Origin of the sequence: Dyadobacter sediminis (assembly GCF_005860765.1) — a bacterium.
Lineage (GTDB): Bacteria > Bacteroidota > Bacteroidia > Cytophagales > Spirosomataceae > Dyadobacter > Dyadobacter sediminis.
In genome coordinates, this window is the sequence record NZ_VCEI01000031.1 from 35,236 (window position 1) to 52,422 (window position 17,187).

Annotated in this window: 18 protein-coding genes; 12 read left to right on the forward strand and 6 right to left on the reverse strand. The window is 44.2% G+C overall.

What is annotated here, in order from left to right; translation table 11 throughout:
* Positions 1-481: 481 nt before the first annotated feature.
* Positions 482-1,879, reverse strand: a complete 1,398-nt coding sequence (lpdA, locus tag FEM55_RS23255) for a dihydrolipoyl dehydrogenase (RefSeq protein ID WP_138283725.1) — start codon at positions 1,877-1,879, stop codon at positions 482-484.
* A gap of 391 nt (positions 1,880-2,270) precedes the next feature.
* On the opposite strand from lpdA, the gene FEM55_RS23260 reads away from it, so the two are divergent.
* The 7 genes from FEM55_RS23260 (at position 2,271) to FEM55_RS23290 (ending at position 7,056) form a co-directional block, all read left to right on the forward strand.
* On the forward strand, positions 2,271-2,639 hold the full coding sequence (locus FEM55_RS23260) for a four helix bundle protein (RefSeq protein ID WP_138283726.1): 369 nt from the start codon (positions 2,271-2,273) through the stop codon (positions 2,637-2,639).
* Positions 2,640-2,804: 165 nt separating this feature from the next.
* Positions 2,805-3,879, forward strand: a protein-coding gene (prfB, locus tag FEM55_RS23265; RefSeq protein ID WP_138283727.1) for a peptide chain release factor 2 whose coding sequence is annotated in 2 segments (ribosomal slippage) — positions 2,805-2,864 and positions 2,866-3,879 — 1,074 coding nt in all. Because the reading frame shifts where the segments join, the coding sequence is not laid out codon by codon here.
* 90 nt (positions 3,880-3,969) lie between these two features.
* A complete protein-coding gene (locus FEM55_RS23270) occupies positions 3,970-4,161 on the forward strand; it encodes a hypothetical protein (RefSeq protein ID WP_138283728.1) in 192 nt (63 codons plus the stop codon).
* The gene (locus tag FEM55_RS23275; protein ID WP_138283729.1) at positions 4,154-4,417 is read left to right on the forward strand and encodes a type II toxin-antitoxin system RelE family toxin; all 264 of its coding nucleotides are present in this window, start codon (positions 4,154-4,156) and stop codon (positions 4,415-4,417) included. Before FEM55_RS23270 ends, FEM55_RS23275 begins: the two co-directional genes overlap by 8 nt.
* Positions 4,418-4,423: 6 nt before the next feature.
* Positions 4,424-5,200 carry an alpha/beta fold hydrolase gene (locus FEM55_RS23280; RefSeq protein WP_138283730.1) on the forward strand — a complete coding sequence of 259 codons (777 nt, stop codon included), beginning with the start codon at positions 4,424-4,426 and terminating at the stop codon, positions 5,198-5,200.
* Between the two features lie 23 nt (positions 5,201-5,223).
* Complete coding sequence (locus FEM55_RS23285) at positions 5,224-6,513, forward strand: MFS transporter (RefSeq protein WP_138283731.1); 1,290 nt, start codon at positions 5,224-5,226, stop codon at positions 6,511-6,513.
* A gap of 108 nt (positions 6,514-6,621) precedes the next feature.
* Entirely contained in the window at positions 6,622-7,056 is a 435-nt protein-coding gene (locus FEM55_RS23290; protein ID WP_138283732.1) for a DoxX family protein, read from the forward strand.
* A 20-nt stretch (positions 7,057-7,076) separates the two neighbouring features.
* On the opposite strand, the gene FEM55_RS23295 is transcribed toward FEM55_RS23290, so the two are convergent.
* The 3 genes from FEM55_RS23295 to FEM55_RS23305 all read right to left on the reverse strand — a co-directional run bounded on the left by FEM55_RS23295 (position 7,077) and on the right by FEM55_RS23305 (position 10,550).
* Positions 7,077-8,045 (reverse strand): dihydrodipicolinate synthase family protein, encoded by a 969-nt coding sequence (locus FEM55_RS23295; RefSeq protein ID WP_138283733.1) that lies wholly within the window; start codon positions 8,043-8,045, stop codon positions 7,077-7,079.
* Between the two features lie 55 nt (positions 8,046-8,100).
* The gene (locus FEM55_RS23300; protein WP_138283734.1) at positions 8,101-9,684 is read right to left on the reverse strand and encodes a sodium:solute symporter family protein; all 1,584 of its coding nucleotides are present in this window, start codon (positions 9,682-9,684) and stop codon (positions 8,101-8,103) included.
* Between the two features lie 131 nt (positions 9,685-9,815).
* Entirely contained in the window at positions 9,816-10,550 is a 735-nt protein-coding gene (locus FEM55_RS23305; RefSeq protein ID WP_138283735.1) for a TVP38/TMEM64 family protein, read from the reverse strand.
* Between the two features lie 133 nt (positions 10,551-10,683).
* Between FEM55_RS23305 and FEM55_RS23310 the strand changes: the two genes are divergently transcribed.
* Complete coding sequence (locus FEM55_RS23310; RefSeq protein WP_138283736.1) at positions 10,684-11,826, forward strand: cystathionine gamma-synthase; 1,143 nt, start codon at positions 10,684-10,686, stop codon at positions 11,824-11,826.
* Between the two features lie 80 nt (positions 11,827-11,906).
* Positions 11,907-12,269: a DUF3127 domain-containing protein gene (locus FEM55_RS23315; protein ID WP_138283737.1), complete on the forward strand. Its 363-nt coding sequence runs from the start codon at positions 11,907-11,909 to the stop codon at positions 12,267-12,269.
* A gap of 226 nt (positions 12,270-12,495) precedes the next feature.
* Here FEM55_RS23315 and FEM55_RS23320 read toward each other — a convergent pair whose 3' ends face one another.
* Entirely contained in the window at positions 12,496-13,149 is a 654-nt protein-coding gene (locus FEM55_RS23320; protein WP_138283738.1) for an AlbA family DNA-binding domain-containing protein, read from the reverse strand.
* A 186-nt stretch (positions 13,150-13,335) separates the two neighbouring features.
* Entirely contained in the window at positions 13,336-13,557 is a 222-nt protein-coding gene (locus tag FEM55_RS23325; RefSeq protein WP_013927448.1) for a DUF2795 domain-containing protein, read from the reverse strand.
* Between the two features lie 238 nt (positions 13,558-13,795).
* Here FEM55_RS23325 and FEM55_RS25060 point away from each other — a divergent pair, with 238 nt between their 5' ends.
* Genes FEM55_RS25060 through FEM55_RS23335 form a run of 3 tightly spaced genes read left to right on the forward strand, consistent with a single transcriptional unit; the run spans position 13,796 to position 17,183 of the window.
* Positions 13,796-13,966, forward strand: coding sequence for a hypothetical protein (locus FEM55_RS25060; RefSeq protein WP_171036643.1), 171 nt, complete (start codon positions 13,796-13,798; stop codon positions 13,964-13,966).
* On the forward strand, positions 13,963-14,694 hold the full coding sequence (locus FEM55_RS23330) for a copper homeostasis protein CutC (protein WP_138283739.1): 732 nt from the start codon (positions 13,963-13,965) through the stop codon (positions 14,692-14,694). The genes FEM55_RS25060 and FEM55_RS23330 overlap by 4 nt, the downstream gene beginning before the upstream one ends.
* A gap of 38 nt (positions 14,695-14,732) precedes the next feature.
* Complete coding sequence (locus FEM55_RS23335; protein WP_138283740.1) at positions 14,733-17,183, forward strand: penicillin acylase family protein; 2,451 nt, start codon at positions 14,733-14,735, stop codon at positions 17,181-17,183.
* Positions 17,184-17,187: the final 4 nt, after the last annotated feature.

A 17,187-nucleotide genomic window follows, 5' to 3' on the forward strand; every position in this document is an offset into this window, starting at 1 on the left:
GATCTTTGGTACGTGCAGTTGTCTTTTTTTCAGTAATTAAATCTGGTAAACTGATTACTTGAAACGGAACGTCTTCAAAATCGGCTTGTAGACTTCTTTTGTAACAGACATCAAAATCCTGTTCAGAAGATGCATTACATCATCACTGCTGATATCCATAAAAAGCGCTTTTTTGTTTAACGGATTGGAACGGTAAAGTTTTCCAGCCAACTTGTTTAAACGTCCAAGTGCTTCAATATTTTCAGAATAACGATGCTGTAAAATGTTAACGGATATAATTTTAACTAGTCAGTTTCTAAAAATTTAGATAAAAAATCCAAACAACTAGCACAAATTCCATGTACAAAAAAGCCCGGAACATTGCGGTTCCGGGCATTGGATTGTGGCTAGTGGCTCTTAGCTTTTGGCAATTAGCTTTTAAAACTTCATTTCAGAAAAAGCTAACCGCTGATAGCTAACAGCTAATCGCTTACACAGCCTTTTACAAATCTATTGCTTCGCCGTATGCCGCTTCTGTTGCTCCTTTTAAAGCTTCTGACATGGTCGGGTGCGGGTGGATCGAACGCAGGATTTCGTGCGAAGTTGTTTCCAGTTTACGGGCTACAACCACTTCGGCAATCATCTCGGTAACGTTTGTTCCGATCATATGCGCTCCGAGGAACTCACCGTATTTGGCATCAAAAACGACTTTTACAAACCCGTCCGTCGCACCGGCTGCTGAGGCTTTTCCGGAAGCTTTGAACGGAAATTTGCCTACTTTAATGTCGTAACCTGCTTCGCGTGCTTTCTTTTCAGTGAAGCCTACAGAAGCGATTTCAGGCTGGCAGTACGTACATCCCGGAATGTTTCCGTAATCGAGCGCTTCTGTTTTGTGGCCTGCAATTTTTTCAGCGCAGATAATTCCTTCTGCTGTTGCTACGTGCGCCAAAGCCGGGCCCGGCGTACAGTCACCGATTGCATAAAAACCGGGAACGCTGGTTTCGTACCATTCGTTAACCGAAATTTTGCCTTTATCCGTTTTGATGCCTGTTTCTTCCAGACCGATATTTTCAATGTTGGAAACAATTCCGGCTGCTGAAAGCACTACGTCCACTTCAAACGTCTTTTGTCCGTCCGGTGTTTTTACAGAAACCACACAGCCGTTTCCGGATGTATCAACATTTTCTACCGTAGAATTCACGTAAGTATCTACGCCGAGCTTTTTGTATTGTTTTGCAATTTCTTTTGAAATTTCCTCGTCTTCAACAGGAACAAGGTTTGGAAGGAATTCAACAACGGTAACTTTCGTGCCCATGGCTGCATACACGTATGCGAATTCCATCCCGATTGCCCCGGAACCTACTACCAGTAAGCTCTTTGGCTGAAAATCAAGGCTCATTGCCTTGCGGTATTCTATAACTTTTTTTCCGTCAATTTTGATGTTCGGCAATTCACGGGCGCGGGCGCCTGTTGCTATGATTACACCTTTGTTCGCAGTATAATCCGTTTTGTTGCCGTCCTTGTCTGTTACTTCAACCGTTTTGTTTCCTTTGGCTTTACCGGCGCCCATAATGACGTCGATCTTGTTTTTCTTCATCAGGAAAGAAACGCCTTTGCTCATACCGTCGGCCACACCGCGGCTGCGTTTGATCACTGCGCCGAAGTCAGCCGAAGAATCACCTACATTGATACCATAATCTTTTGCATGCTTGATGTATTCGAAAACCTGAGCACTTTTCAGGAGTGCCTTGGTGGGAATACAGCCCCAGTTAAGGCATATTCCACCTAAACTTTCTTTTTCAACAATTGCTACTTTAAGTCCTAATTGGGAAGCACGAATGGCTGCCGGATAACCCCCGGGGCCGCTACCAATTACAATCACATCATATGTTTGAGCCATTTTCAGGTATTTTTATTGTACGAAATGGGTTGACAAAATTTTCACGCAAAGGTAATAAATATAGTCTGGAAATCGGCAGCGATTGTCATTGATAGTCAAGGATTGTCAGTAACGGGTGTAAATGGAAAGAATTGTCGTGGTTGTCATGTATTGTTATGGATTGTTATGAGTTGTAATGGATAGTCATGAGTTGTCATGAGTTGTTATGGATAGTCATGAGTTGTCATGAGTTGTTATGGATAGTTGTGGGTTGTAATGGATTGTCAGGAGTTGTTGAAAGATGTATTAATTTATGGATTTGGGATTTTGATTGTTTGGATGTTTTGATGTTACTTCTGCTATTTTAGTTCGTATCAAGGAAGCTGACGGGTGATACAACAGAAATGATGCTATGAAACTGGAAGATCTGCAGATTTATAAAATGGCCATGCAGCTTGGCGAGGAAGTCTGGAGTTTGGTTGAGCCTTGGAGTTACTATGTGAAAGATACCCTTGGAAAGCAGCTTGTACGGTCTGCGGATTCGGTTGCGGCCAATATATCAGAAGGTTTTGGACGGTATCATTATAAAGAAAACCTGAACTTTTGCTTCTATTCCCGTGGTTCTTTAAGAGAGACATTGACATGGCTGACAAAGGCCAAATACAGAAACCTCATTACCTTAGAAAAATTCGAAGAATTAAGTCAACTTTGCGAAACATTGTCAGTAAAGCTCAATAATTACATCAAAACAATTGGTAAAGCCGGCAAAGTCCAGCTGTAATTGATAAACACAATAAACCATTAAGGACTAAATGCAACTATTAATGACTACAAGTGATTATCAATGACTAAAACTGACAAAAAATGACCATAAGTGACTAAAACAATATTTAGCAATCATTTCTAATATTTACATTTAATTTTTAACTAACCACTTAAACTTCAAATGACAGCAGAGCAATTGAAAGACTTGAAAGCCCGTGTAGAGGCTTTGGGGAGGTATCTTTGACTACGATAACCGAAAAAGACAGCTAGAAGACCTTGAACAGCAGACTGTTCAGCCGGAGTTCTGGAACGATTCAGAACGTGCCGAAAAAACAATGCGTGAAATCCGCGGACTGAAATTCTGGACAAACGGGTATGAAGAGCTTGCCAGATTGCGCGACGATCTGGATACCATCTGGGAATTTTACGAAGCAGATGAAGCCACAGAAGAAGAAGTAGACGAAGAAGGTAAAAAACTCTCGGATAAACTGGAAGAAGTAGAGTTCCGGAAAATGATGGGAGAAGAAGGCGATGAGTTGCCGGCTGTTATCGAGATCAATGCCGGTGCGGGCGGAACAGAGTCGCAGGACTGGGCTTCCATGCTGATGCGGATGTACATCATGTGGGCTGAGAAAAACGGCTACAAAGTACGTGAAGTCGATTTGCAGGATGGCGATGTTGCCGGCGTAAAATCGGTTACACTCGAGATTGACGGAGAGTATGCATACGGCAACCTGAAATCCGAGAACGGCGTACACAGACTTGTGCGCATTTCCCCTTTTGATTCCAATGCAAGGCGCCATACCTCGTTCACTTCGGTATATGTGTATCCTTTGGCGGATGACAATATCGAAATTGACGTGAACATGGCTGATATTACGTGGGATACATACCGTTCCGGAGGTGCCGGCGGCCAGAACGTGAACAAGGTGGAAACGGCCGTTCGCTTGCACCACAAGCCATCAGGAATTATTATCGCCTGTCAGCAGGAACGTTCGCAATTGATGAACAAGGAAGTTGCCATCCGGCTTCTGAAATCACGTTTGTACCAGATTGAGCTGGAAAAAAGAAATTCTGCCCGTGCAGAAGTGGAAGCTTCCAAGCGTAAGATCGAATGGGGCTCGCAAATCCGGAGCTACGTACTGGACGACCGCCGCGTTAAAGATCACCGCACAGACCACCAGACTTCCAATACGGAAGCTGTACTGAATGGCGAGATCAACGATTTTATCAAAGCATACCTGATGGAATCGTAATATGATAATGAAAACCTCCGGACAACTTCTGATCAGAAGCATGCTTGGAGGTTTTTTATTTTTTGTTACCTTACTTTTAAATGAGAAAAGATGACAGGAATCAGATATATTACAAATGACAAAGGCCAGAAAACAGATTTGATAATCAGCCTGGAAGAACATGGCCGGATTGTAGAAGATTTACTGGATGCTTTACTGGTTGAAGAACGGAAGTCTGAAGATACAATTTCATTTGACGAATTTGTAAATCAATTGAAAGCAGAAGGAAAGCTGGATGAATGACCGCTATGAAATAATTATTTCTGCTTCTGCACAAAAGGAAATCCGGAAATTGCAAAAACCGGAAATTAAGAAAATTGTAAAAAGTATTGGCTTTTTGTCCAGCAACCCGCGTCCTGCCGGATGTAAAAAACTGATTGGCACAAAAAATACTTACCGCATCAGAGTTGGTGATTATCGTGTTCTTTATTTGATCGAGGACAAATTGAGAATTGTTGAAATTGCCGGCATAAAGCATCATCGGGAAGCCTATGAATAGCATTCAATGAAACTTCATTGTCACAAGCTGGGCGAAGGCCCTAACGTACTGCTTGCTTTTCACGGCATTGGTCAGGACGGAATCAGCTGTTTTGATTCCTTTGAAAAAAATCTCGGAGATCATTATACAATTTATGCATTTGACCTGTTTTTTCATGGGAAAAGCAAGTCTTTAGATAAGCAACTGATTAGCAAGGAATACTGGTCCGAATGCATTCACGAATTTCTTGATAAAAATAATATCCTGCATTTTGATGTCGCCGGTTTCAGCATGGGCGGAAGATTTGCGCTGGCAACACTGGAAGCATTTCCGGAGCGGATTGAAAATGTATTTTTAATAGCACCCGACGGCATTTCAGAACATCCGCTTTATAACCTGGCTTCCCGGTTTCAGCCGGCACGATGGCTTTTCCGGCATTCCATGCAGCGTCCTGAAACATTTCTGCGTACTGCGGGATATTTACAGAAAGCCGGACTCGTTCATAAAAGTCTGTTCCGGTTCACACAACAGCTTCTTGACACCCCTCAGAAAAGGCAAACCATTTACAATTCCTGGACCGGATTCAGGAAATTGAAATTTGACATTCCCGCCTTGTACCAAACTGCTGTTCAAAATGATATTCGCATTTTCCTGTTTACAGGCAAATACGACAAGCTCCTGAAACCTGCCCATGTAAAAAAACTGGCTGAAATGTTACCGCCAAACCGGTACATTGTGCTCAATTGCGGACATACGCAAATGGTTGAACAAGCCTGTTTGCAGATGTGTGCTTTAATTAAGTAACTTGTGAATCACTCCGATGATTTATGCAGCAGGATTTACTGAAAAATGATACAAACTGGCGCCTGAAAGCCATTATCGGCGGTTCTGCCGGAAACCTCGTCGAATGGTACGACTGGTATGCATACTCCGCTTTTTCCCTGTACTTTGCCAGCAGCTTTTTTCCTGACTCCAATCCTACCGTTCAGCTTATCAATACCGCCGGCATATTTGCAGTGGGTTTTCTGATGCGGCCTATCGGCGGTTATGTTTTCGGAAAACTGGCGGACACCAAAGGCAGGAAACTGGCGATGACATGGTCCGTGCTGCTGATGTCGTTCGGCTCACTGCTGATCGCCTTTCTTCCGGGTTATCATACCATTGGCATTGCTGCACCTGTTTTGCTTTTGATTGCCCGGCTGCTGCAGGGATTGAGCGTTGGCGGAGAATACGGAACTTCTGCGACTTACCTCAGCGAAGTTGCAACCAAAGAAAGACGTGGTTTTTATTCCAGTTTCCAGTATGTCACGCTTATCGGCGGACAATTGATTGCATTAGGATTACAGCTTGTTCTTCAGAGAATATTTCTTTCGGATCAGGAAATGCATGAATGGGGCTGGCGGGTTCCGTTTGTGATTGGTGCATTATTGTCGTTGGTTGCACTTTATCTGCGAAGCAACCTGCATGAAACCGAAGCTTTTCAGAATAAAGAAGAGTATGTGAAAAAAAATGGCTCCATGCGTGAACTGCTGAAACATCCGAAGGCGCTTACAACGGTTGTAGGATTGACCATGGGCGGAACGCTTGCATTTTATACTTATACCACTTACATGCAGAAGTTTCTGGTAAATACGGTTGGTTTGTCCAAAGACCAGTCTACAATGCTCACTTTCTGCTCATTGCTGCTGTTTGCCTTGTCGCAGCCGCTTTTCGGAATGCTGAGCGACCGGATCGGGCGGCGGCCATTACTGATCGGATTTGGCATTTCAGGGACTTTGCTTACCGTTCCGCTTCTGACGACATTGAGCCAGGTCACGACAATGTGGGCGGCTTTTGGTTTATTAATGGCCGCACTTATTATTGTAAGCGGCTATACTTCCATCAATGCCGTTGTAAAAGCAGAATTATTTCCTGTGGAAGTGCGTGCGCTCGGCGTGGGACTTCCCTATTCATTGACTGTCGCCATTTTCGGAGGAACTGCCGAATACCTTGCACTCTGGGCCAAAAACCTTGGTCATGAAAGTTACTATTACTGGTATGTGACCATCTGTATTTTCATTTCCCTCATCGTGTATGCACGAATGAAAGATACCAAGCATACTTCGCTGATCGATTAACAAAAAAGCTGCTTTTATGAAGACCAAATGCTCTTAGAATAGATAAATTATCTCTTGACAAAATCCTGTTAATATCATAACTTTCTGGAAACCAAAACTTTCATTGTTATGAACATGATTGACAGAATCGAGCATTGGGGCGACACGCATCATCCGGCGTATATGGATGCACTCAGAGTTGTCCTGGGAGTACTTCTTTTTGGTAAAGGGATCAGCTTTATTAGCGATACCGGAAATCTGACAAAACTTCTGCACAGCCTGAACATTGATCTCTGGTCGGTTATGGCGGTGCATTACGTTGCTTTTTCGCACATTTTCGGCGGTTTTCTGATTGCAATTGGTTGCTATACACGAACAGCTTCTATTTTTCAGATTCCTATTCTGCTCGTTGCGGTATTCTTCGTCAATATCCGGGCCGGCTTTTCCTATCTGAATTCTGAACTCTGGCTTTCCATGCTGACGCTTGTTCTGGTTATTACATTCAGCATCATCGGATCAGGACGTTATTCTACCGATGAATGGATGAGAAAACATGATCGTTGATTGCCAAAAGCTCCTTCAATTTACTTGACCGTGTATTTCTCAAAGATATCCGGTATGTCCAGTTCCTGCCGAATACTTTCAACTTCTTCCAGCAATTTATCCATTTGTCTTTTTAATTCGTCAGTTAACGGATCTACTTTCCGGCGGGTAAATGTTGAAATGGGAAAACCCCTTTTCTGAAGACTGTATTTGGCAATGACGGGATAAGCGGTATGCACCAGATCCATTGAATCTGTAAAGAATTTTTGCAAGCGGCTTACATCATTCTGGCGTTCAGAATTATTGTAATGTTTACAGATCCAGACAATCAGTTCCGGGTAAATATTGCCCTGAATACAGGATAAGCCGGCTGCGCCTGCAAGCAGCGACTGTACGGCATTGACCATATATGCGTCGTAAAGCCCGAAATGAAAACCTTTTGCTGCTTTAATGCGATCCGTAACTTCATGAATGTCGAGCGAAGTGTCTTTATGATAAATTATTCTGCCGGTCTGAACCAGTTCTTTAAGCAATCCGCTTTCTATCAGCCTTTTGTAAGGAACCGGACATTCGTAAAATCCGAGCGGAACATCGTTTGTCAGGTCAAGCAATTCCTTTGCTCTGGAAAGGAAAATTTTATCGGATTCATTTTCATCCGCCAGCAAACTTGTAATGATGATTACAGCCTGTACTCCGGTTTGATAAATGCGTTTTACGAAATCGGCCTGCAATGAAACCGGCCCGCCAAATGTGCCCGTGGCAACTACCGGAACTCTTCCCGCAGCCTTATTGACGACCGTTTGTGTTACTTGCAGCCTTTCCTCTTCATTCAATTCATACATTTCACTGGAAAGACAGTTGGCAAAAAGACCCGCGCAGCCTGCTTCCATGTACATTTCTGTAAGCAGTTTCAGTCCTTCATAATCGACTTCTCCGGAATCCAGAAATGGAGTAAGCATTACCGGAATAAATCCTTTTGGCAAGGACAAGGCATGGTCAGCAGGTGTCATTTGAATCTGGTTTTTATAATTTACTTGCCGGAATATTGCCGGATTTTGAAACGGGTTAATTCTTGTCGAGCAGCAATTTTTCATTTCTGGAAACGCGGCCTTTCAGCTTCGTCAGCAATAATCCTGTTAAAAATATGGAAAGCGTCCCAACGACCATAATCATATTCTGATGAAGCGGGTTTTTGAAAAAAGCGTATTCTTCGGGCAACTGCGTAGAGAAAGTCATCCATATAATGACCAGAATGCCGATGATCGTAGCCGTCAGTGCTTCTGCATTTCTTGTGTTTTTTGAAATAATTCCCAGTAGAAAAAGGCCGAGCATTCCGCCGGCAAAAATTCCGGATAACAACCACCATACATCCAGCACGCTTTTTACGCCGATCATGGCAATGCCGGTGAGCATGCCGAGCAAGCCGAAGATTGTTGTAGCAATGTAGAGCAGCCGCATGGATTGTGTGGAAGTTAAATCCGGCTTGATGTATTTCTTGTAAATATCGACCGAAAAAACCGTTGCGGAAGCGTTCATTCCGGAACTGATCGTGCTCATCGCAGCGGACATGATGGCGGCAACAATAAGTCCGAGCAACCCGTGCGGAACACTTGTTACCATGAAATGAGGCATTACTTTATCGCCGTAATCGGCAGGCATAAGGGTTGAGGCAAGATTTGAGATCTGCTGTGAAGATCCGTTCGGCAGTCTTTCAGCGGCAACCTGCATTTTGAGCATATCGATCAATTGCGGATTGCTCTCATAATAAGCATACAGGCATGATCCCAAAAGGAAGAAAATGAGCGAAACGGGTAAATAAAGGTAAACGCAAAGCCATACGGAACGCGAGGCTTCTTTAACGGAGGAAGTTGTGTGATAACGCTGAACGTAATTCTGATCCATGCCGAAATTATTAAGGTTCATAAAAAACCCGTATAACAGCACCACCCAGAATGATGACTGTGTAAAATCCGGACGAAAACTGCCGAGGCTGAATTTGTCATTTTCCCTGCCGATTTCGACAATGCGCATCAAACCGCCTTCCATGCCGGAAACGACAAGATAAAGAATGACCAGCGCTCCGATTGTTTTAATAATTCCCTGAACAACTTCCGTCCATATAACTGCTTCCATACCGCCCATGACGGTGTATAAAATGATGCAGATCCCGACTACGATCATGATGGCGGACATCGGATAACCGGTCAATGCCTGTAAGCTCAGTGCAATCCCAAAGAAAATGGAACCCATTCTTGCGAGCTGCGTTAGCAGAAAGCAGACAACGGCGTATGTGCGTGCCCAAGGCCCAAACCGGTTTTCAAGATGTGTATATGCTGAAACTTCGCCGGTATGCCGGTAAAAAGGGATGAAGAAGCGTGTTGCAATCCATGCTGCAAAGGGCATAGACAAACTGAAAACAAACGAGTTCCAGTTGCTTCCGAACGCTTTTCCCGGAACGCCGAGAAAGGTATTGCTGCTCAGAAAAGTAGCGTAGATGGAAATTCCGATTGCCCAGCCGGGTATTTTGCCCGATGCTTTTGTAAACTGATCGGCATTGCTGTTATTTCTGGAAAAGTAAATACCGACAGCGACCATTCCTGCGAGATAGGCTAATACAATAGTCAGGTCAATGAAGGGCAAAGATTTCATTCCGCTTTGTTCAGAAGTATGATAATATCAAAAAAGCAAGATCAATCGGTCAATTTCCCGGCTTTTCATATCCCGATTATTACAGAATTTTCGACCGTACCTGAAAAAGCATAAAAAACCGGAATGCTACTTTATCCGTTTTTGTCCTTGAAAAAGTAACCGATACCCAGCGTGGAAATGACTATCAAGACGATCAGAACAATTTTGGTAAATAATCCTTCATTCGGATGTTCCAGCAAGTAGCGGATATTCTGTGCTTCTCTTCCTGCCCAAACCGCCAGAATGGTTCTCGGGATCATGCCCAGCGTTCCTCCCACCAGTACTTGCCTGAACCGTGCGCCTGCCATGGCAAAAAACAGATTGGTGATGGCAAAAGGCAATACCGGTGAAAGTTTTGCAAAGAAAATCAGTCGGAATTGGTTTTTCTGAAATCTTCTTAATAGCCCGGCCGTTTGTGGATAAACCTGTACCAAATAACTGCGGATCAATGAGGCCTGCATCAAACTGGCCAAGCCGTAAATAATGGCAATTGCTCCGAGATTGAGCCCAAAAAGCAATGGCAAGGATGTCCATCCGATAAAATATCCGTAAACCAGTGCCAGAAATGTCGGCGGCGTAAGCGCCAGGGAAGATGCAAGGGTTAATACAAGTGTTACTCCTACCCACCATTCATATGGCCAGCTTCTCAGCATACTTTCGTGGTTAACTGCCCAGACGGTTGCAAGGGAAGTGGTCAGCAACGGCACAACGGAAAGTAAGATGCTTATGACAACGGGCAGGGAAAATTTTTTGCGGGACGATGTCTCCAAAATGATTTTGTTAAATGATGACTTTGTTCCGGTATGCGCATAACCGCTTGCTTGCATAAAAGGTTTTTTAAAATCTTACCTTTATCGTCAGGATTATTTACTTTTCCGCCACGAATACACGGATTGACACGGATGTTTTAACCGGATTCGTGTGTATTGGTGTATTCGTGGCAATTTACAACTGATTATTATGAAATTCGGAACAAAGGCTGTACATGCGGGCGTAGAACCAGATCCGGCAACGGGTGCCATTATGACGCCGATTTATCAGACTTCCACCTACGTGCAGGAAAGTCCGGGCAAACATAAAGGCTACGAATATTCACGTACACACAATCCCACAAGGACAGCCTTGCAAAATGCATTGGCAGCTCTGGAAAACGGGAAACACGGAATTTGCTATGCCTCCGGACTGGCCGCGACGGATGCCGTATTAAAATTGTACCGTCCCGGAGATGAAATTATTGCGACTAACGATATTTACGGAGGCACTTACCGCATTATGAAAAAGGTTTTTGAGCCTTTCGGACTGATATTCCGGTTTGTAGACATGAGTGAAACAGCCAATATTACAGACGCCTTTTCAGACAAGACAAAGATGATCTGGATTGAAACGCCTACAAACCCGCTGTTGAAAATTCTTGACATAGGAAAAATAACAAGCCTCTGCAAAGAAAACAATATTCACAGCGTAGTCGACAATACATTTGCTTCGCCCTATCTTCAGAATCCGCTTGATATAGGAGCCGACATCGTGATGCATTCGGTTACCAAATACCTGGGCGGACATTCCGACACTGTGATGGGTGCGCTGATCACGAACAACGATGAACTTGCAAGACAGCTTGCTTTTATCCAGAATGCCAGCGGAGCAGTTCCCGGTCCGCAGGATTGCTTTCTCGTTTTGAGAGGACTTAAAACGCTGCATATCCGCATGCAGCGGCATTGTGAAAATGCCATGCAAGTGGCACGATACCTGGAAAATCACCCGAAAGTCGGAAAAGTATATTACCCCGGACTCCCTTCAAATCCGGGACATGAACTGGCAAGCCGGCAAATGAAGGATTTTGGCGGGATGCTCTCGTTTGAGCTGAACGGAGATATTTATGAAGAAGCCGTCAAAACGATGGAACAACTTAAGGTATTTTCACTGGGCGAATCGCTTGGCGGCGTAGAGTCGCTCTGTACGCACCCGGCCAGCATGACACATGCGAGCATACCCAAAGAAGAACGTCTGAAGGCCGGGCTTAAAGACACACTCATCAGGCTGAGCATCGGTATTGAAGATGTTGCGGACCTGATTGCAGACCTTGAACAGGCCATCGGCGATTGATTGATTGCAGGCGTTGCAATCAAACTTCAAAAAGCTTACTTTTGAAACTACTTTTCAGGCACTAAAAATTAAATATATAAATGGAGTTAACAGGAACAGTCATTGCCTTGCTTCCGGAAGTAAGCGGACAAGGTAAAAACGGAACTTGGCGCAAGCAGGAATTCATACTTGAAATTCCTTCCCAATATCCTAAAAAAGTTTGCATCGCCTTGTGGGGCGATAAAATAGATCAGGCCAACCTGAAGGTGAATGAAACCGTTACCGCTTCCATCGATGTGGAAAGCCGCGAGTACAATTCGCGCTGGTATACAGAAGTGAAAGCCTGGAAACTGGACAAAGGAGGAAGTAGCAGCAATAATGCTTCTTCGGCAAGCAGCGGAAACAGTTCTTTGCCGCCGGTAACAACTTTTACCGAAGACGAATCGGACGATCTTCCTTTTTAAGTTATCTTAATCCTGAAAGCACAACTGCCGGAAAGGTATGCGGCCTTTGATTTTCATTTTATCCAGAAAAATTCAAGGCAGTTTGTTTTAAGGAATATAAAACACATTGGAATATGGCCGTCAGGATTTCTCAGAACTCTGACGGCCTTTATTCTGGTATGACCGGTTTGCTGTTTTTATAAAACCAGAGCTGGAAAGTGACTGCTGTTTACAAATGGAAGTACGCTTAATTTGACTGGTAAGCCATTGACATCGTAAACTTGTCAATCATTTCCTGCGGATGTACTTCCAGGATTCTTGCAAGCACCATCACAACAAGCGTATTGGATGCGATTTTTCTTGGGATTCCGGCAAAAGAAGCAAAAAGGTCAACGGTTACCGATTCTTTTTCGCCAAGAAGCTTCATCAGTTTTTCCTCCTTGTCGCCATACTGAAAACGGATGTCTCTTTCTCCTCTTCCTCGGCGCATGATTTCCTTCATTTCACGGCTCGCCTGAATAGACTTGTCATTTACGCGTATATATGCCTGACGGTTTCCAGTTTCATCCACAACATAATGCGGCTTGTCAATACTGCGAGGAATAGTCAGCACCAGCACATCCCGGTCTGTGCTAACGGGAACTCTTTCTTTTTTAAAGCTTATTTTTGGAAAAATGTACTTGTCGATTGCTTTGGTAAGGGTATATTCGTCTTCCTCTGCATCCTTAAGACCTTTAATGGTTTTATCATCTCCAACACCAACGAACAATTTTCCGCCTCCTGAGTTGGCAAATGCTACTACTTCGCGGACAATTTTTTCAGGATGATTGGATTTCAATTTGAACTCCACGTGCTCACCCTCCCCTTTCTTTACCAGTTCTTTCAATAATCGAAGCTCCATCAGTTGGAATGGAAAGATATCTGAATAATGACAAAATCACTTGTTGGTAATTTCCTTGTCTTTCTTATTGATAACGCTAACAATATACATTCCTTTTGTCATATTTAAAAAAATATCGAACAATAGTTTTGTAATATTCCTACTATAAAAACAAAAAAAACGACACTTGTCAGTGTCGTCTCTTATCTAGTATTCGTCTTCATTAAAAAAGAAATCATCTTTGGTTGGGTAATCAGGCCAAATCTCTTCAATGCTTTCATAAGGCTGACCATCATCTTCAAGCTCCTGCAGGTTTTCAACTACTTCCAACGGAGCGCCTGTTCTGATTGCAAAGTCAATGAGCTCGTCTTTGGTAGCTGGCCAGGGAGCATCTTCAAGATATGATGCGAGTTCGAGAGTCCAGTACATAATATTTTCGCCTATTAATAGTTACTTACTTTTCTGCAAAAGTAAAAAATTTGACATCTTTTAAAAGCTTAAAGCGAAAAAAAAGAAAAATAATTGCTTTATTAAAAATTTAATTTGAATCAATTATTCAAACATTTGAAAATCAATTAAATAGCTGCCATGCGAATTCATTTTTACGTATCCTTGCTTTCGATCTCTTTCTTTATTTGAGCAGTTTGTTCAAAGTGAAAACGGGAAAATGGAAATATTCTTTTTGTCTGTAAAACAAGCTTTGAACCCGACCGGAAATGGTTTCCTGCAAAGTTCCGGCGCTGCAACCAATCCCCGTTTCATGAATTATTCGGATTCGGATTCTTTACCGCAAAACCTTTTTGTAATTTCCCCGATCATTTTAAAAGTTAGATTATGACCATTGAAATTTGTGCCTATTCCCTCGAATCCTGCATCAATGCGCAGGCAGGCGGAGCAGGAAGAATTGAACTGTGCGGCGGATTGGGAGAAGGCGGTACCACGCCCAGTGCAGGACTGATCGAAGTAGTCAGAAAGCACGTTCAGATTCCGGTTTACGTAATGATCCGGCCGCGCGGCGGTGATTTTGTATATGATGTCTTTGAGGAAGAAATCATGAAAAAAGACATCAATCTTGCCAAACAGCTTGGTGCCAACGGCGTTGTACTCGGCGTTCTTTCGGCAGACGGGCAAGTGGATGTTGCCAGAACCAAGGCACTTGTCGATCATGCGTATCCGATGAAAGTTACATTCCACAGGGCTTTTGATCTTACGCCTGACCCCGTAAAAGCATTGAAAGCAGTAATCGCAACCGGAGCGGAAAGAATCCTCACATCGGGCCAGAAACCTTCCGCCATTGAAGCAATCGAGCTTTTGAAAAAACTGACCAAGGAAGCCGGACAATCCATCGAGATCATGGCTGGAGGCGGCGTAAATCACACCAATGCAAAGCAGCTAGCAGAAACCGGCGTACATGCACTGCATCTTACAGCCAAGGCTTTCAGGCCCGGCCGACAGAAATATTTTCCTGCCGAAATATCCATGGCAGGCGAAATTCCGGACGAACGCTCCGTACTTTACAGTGACCTGGGACTGGTGGAAGCCATTGTACAAGTAGTCTCGGAATAAATCCGGGCTTTTAACATGAATATAACCTGTTCTCTAAAATGGCAAAGGCGCTGATTTCCCTTTTGGCAACTATTACTCTCGTCTACATTCTGAACAGGCCGCTTGGCCCGGCACCGGCACTGGGTCCTTTTCTAAGTCCGTTTACGGGTATCTGGCAGAACGGCGAAAAACCGGTTGATCCGGAAAGTGAAGAGGTACTGAAACTGGACAGCCTGAAAAAAGACGTTGTAATCCGCTACGACGATACGGGTGTGCCGCATATTTTTGCTGAGAACGATTTTGACCTTTATTATGCGCAGGGATATGTAACGGCAAAGGACCGCTTATGGCAAATGGACTTGCAGACGCGCGCGGCTTCCGGCCGGCTTTCGGAGATACTGGGAAAAGCGACTTTAGAAATTGATCTGCAAAGCCGACGCCTCGGAATGGGTTACGGCGCCGAGGCCAACCTGAAACTGGCCATGAGTGATCCGCGTTCGCGAGAGGCTTTGCTGGGCTATACGGCCGGTGTAAATGCTTACATTCGGCAGCTTTCAAGCAGGGATTATCCGGTAGAATTCAAGTTGCTTGGCTATAAACCCGAACGCTGGGAACCCATCAATACCATGTACATGCTGGAACAAATGACGCTTAATCTTGCCGGAAGATCCAACGAGGTTAATATGTCCAATGTGCTGGAAAAATACGGGAAAGAAATAACAGATCAGCTCTTTCCGGATTATCCCATGCTGCAGGAAAGTCCGGTTATTCCCGCAGGAACAAAATGGGATTTCAAAAAGCTTCTAATTCCGGCGGCAACTTCTGCATCCAGATTCTCTGATTCTTTGTCGGATTACAAAAAACCTGAAAATTCCCTTCCTGAACGGGAGCCTGAAATAGAAGGAATCGGCAGCAACAACTGGGCAATAGGAGCGGAAAAATCCATAACCGGCTATCCGGTACTTGCCAACGATCCGCATCTTGATCTTTCACTGCCTTCCATCTGGTACCAGGTGCAGCTGCATGCTCCTGAAACAAACGTTTACGGCGTTTCCTTGCCGGGAATTCCTGCTGTCATTATTGGTTTTAACAAAGACATTGCATGGGGCGTAACCAATGTGGACGCAGATGTTTTTGATCTTTATAAAATCCGGTTTAAAGATGATACCCGCAATTTTTACTGGTATGAAAATCAATGGAAGCCTACGCGCAAGCGGGAAGAACTGATTTATGTTAAAGGGGAAAAAGAACCCGTTCGCGAAGAAATTGTTTACACGCATCATGGCCCGGTAACGGATTCTGACAACACTTCCGGAAAATTTCCTACGCTGGCTGTCAAATGGATCGGACATGAGCCGGGAAATACCTTTCTGACTTTTTATGAACTGAACAAATCCCGGAATTACGATGATTACCGAAAAGCAATGACTTATTTCGTTGGCCCGGCGCAGAACTTTGTTTTTGCCGACAACAGTAAGAATATTGCCATTACGGTAAGCGGAAAACTTCCTTTGAAATACAAGGATCAGGGAAAATTCGTACTGGACGGAAGTAAAGCAGCGGATGACTGGCAAGGCTGGATTCCTGCCGGGCAGAACCCATTTGTAAAAAATCCGCAAAGAGGCTTCGTAAGCAGCGCCAATCAATCTTCAACCGATCCGTCGTATCCTTATTATATCAACTGGGTTTTCTCGCCTTCTGAACGCGCCATACGCATCAACGAGCGTTTGTCTGCCATGTCAAAAGCCAATGCGGACAGTTTGAGAAAACTTCAGAATGACAATTACAATGTAACGGCCCGAACGATTTTACCTGAACTTTTGCACATTCTGAATACGGCTGCATTGACCCCGTCACAAAAAGCTTCACTCATTACGCTGGCAAACTGGGATTATCAGAACGATCCCGAATCCATTGCGGCTTCTATTTTCGAGGAATGGATGCCGGCACTGCGCAGTGCAATCTGGAACGACGAGTTCAGCGCTGCCGGCAAGCCGCTGGAACTTCCTTCCCGCGACCGTACCATGTATCTGGTCCTGAAACAACCCGGTGAAAAGTGGTTTGACAACGTGAATACGCCTGAAAAGGAAACATTACCCGATATTGCGTTTTCGAGCTTTAAAGCTGCTCTGGACACACTGAACAACAGACATGGCGCTATGAGTCCTTCGTGGCAATGGTCGAAAGTAAAAGCAACGGAAATCAGGCATTTGAGCAGAAGCCTGAAACCTTTCAATGCACCTCCGCTTACAACAGGCGGCGGAAGCAGCGTAGTCAATGCAACTACAAAAAGGCACGGCCCGTCGTGGCGGATGGTTGTGGAACTGGGACCGGAACCAAAGGCATACGGCATTTATCCCGGCGGACAATCGGGTAATCCGGGAAGTCCTTATTATATGAATATGCTGAAGAAATGGGAAAACGGCGAATTGAATGAACTGGTTTTTCTGTCTTCTCCGGATCGGTCCGATTCACGTTTAACCAAATGCCTGACTTTACACAAGAAATAAATTT

Coding starts and splice junctions, on each gene's coding strand:
- FEM55_RS23320 (WP_138283738.1), bottom strand. CDS start 13,149: ATGGAGCTTCGATTATTGAAAGAACTGGTAAAGAAAGGGGAGGGTGAG.
- FEM55_RS25060 (WP_171036643.1), top strand. CDS start 13,796: ATGGAAATATTCTTTTTGTCTGTAAAACAAGCTTTGAACCCGACCGGA.
- lpdA (WP_138283725.1), bottom strand. CDS start 1,879: ATGGCTCAAACATATGATGTGATTGTAATTGGTAGCGGCCCCGGGGGT.
- FEM55_RS23270 (WP_138283728.1), top strand. CDS start 3,970: ATGACAGGAATCAGATATATTACAAATGACAAAGGCCAGAAAACAGAT.
- FEM55_RS23315 (WP_138283737.1), top strand. CDS start 11,907: ATGGAGTTAACAGGAACAGTCATTGCCTTGCTTCCGGAAGTAAGCGGA.
- FEM55_RS23325 (WP_013927448.1), bottom strand. CDS start 13,557: ATGTACTGGACTCTCGAACTCGCATCATATCTTGAAGATGCTCCCTGG.
- FEM55_RS23290 (WP_138283732.1), top strand. CDS start 6,622: ATGAACATGATTGACAGAATCGAGCATTGGGGCGACACGCATCATCCG.
- FEM55_RS23330 (WP_138283739.1), top strand. CDS start 13,963: ATGACCATTGAAATTTGTGCCTATTCCCTCGAATCCTGCATCAATGCG.
- FEM55_RS23335 (WP_138283740.1), top strand. CDS start 14,733: ATGGCAAAGGCGCTGATTTCCCTTTTGGCAACTATTACTCTCGTCTAC.
- FEM55_RS23310 (WP_138283736.1), top strand. CDS start 10,684: ATGAAATTCGGAACAAAGGCTGTACATGCGGGCGTAGAACCAGATCCG.
- FEM55_RS23260 (WP_138283726.1), top strand. CDS start 2,271: ATGAAACTGGAAGATCTGCAGATTTATAAAATGGCCATGCAGCTTGGC.
- FEM55_RS23275 (WP_138283729.1), top strand. CDS start 4,154: ATGAATGACCGCTATGAAATAATTATTTCTGCTTCTGCACAAAAGGAA.
- FEM55_RS23285 (WP_138283731.1), top strand. CDS start 5,224: ATGCAGCAGGATTTACTGAAAAATGATACAAACTGGCGCCTGAAAGCC.
- FEM55_RS23305 (WP_138283735.1), bottom strand. CDS start 10,550: ATGCAAGCAAGCGGTTATGCGCATACCGGAACAAAGTCATCATTTAAC.
- FEM55_RS23295 (WP_138283733.1), bottom strand. CDS start 8,045: ATGACACCTGCTGACCATGCCTTGTCCTTGCCAAAAGGATTTATTCCG.
- FEM55_RS23280 (WP_138283730.1), top strand. CDS start 4,424: ATGAAACTTCATTGTCACAAGCTGGGCGAAGGCCCTAACGTACTGCTT.
- FEM55_RS23300 (WP_138283734.1), bottom strand. CDS start 9,684: ATGAAATCTTTGCCCTTCATTGACCTGACTATTGTATTAGCCTATCTC.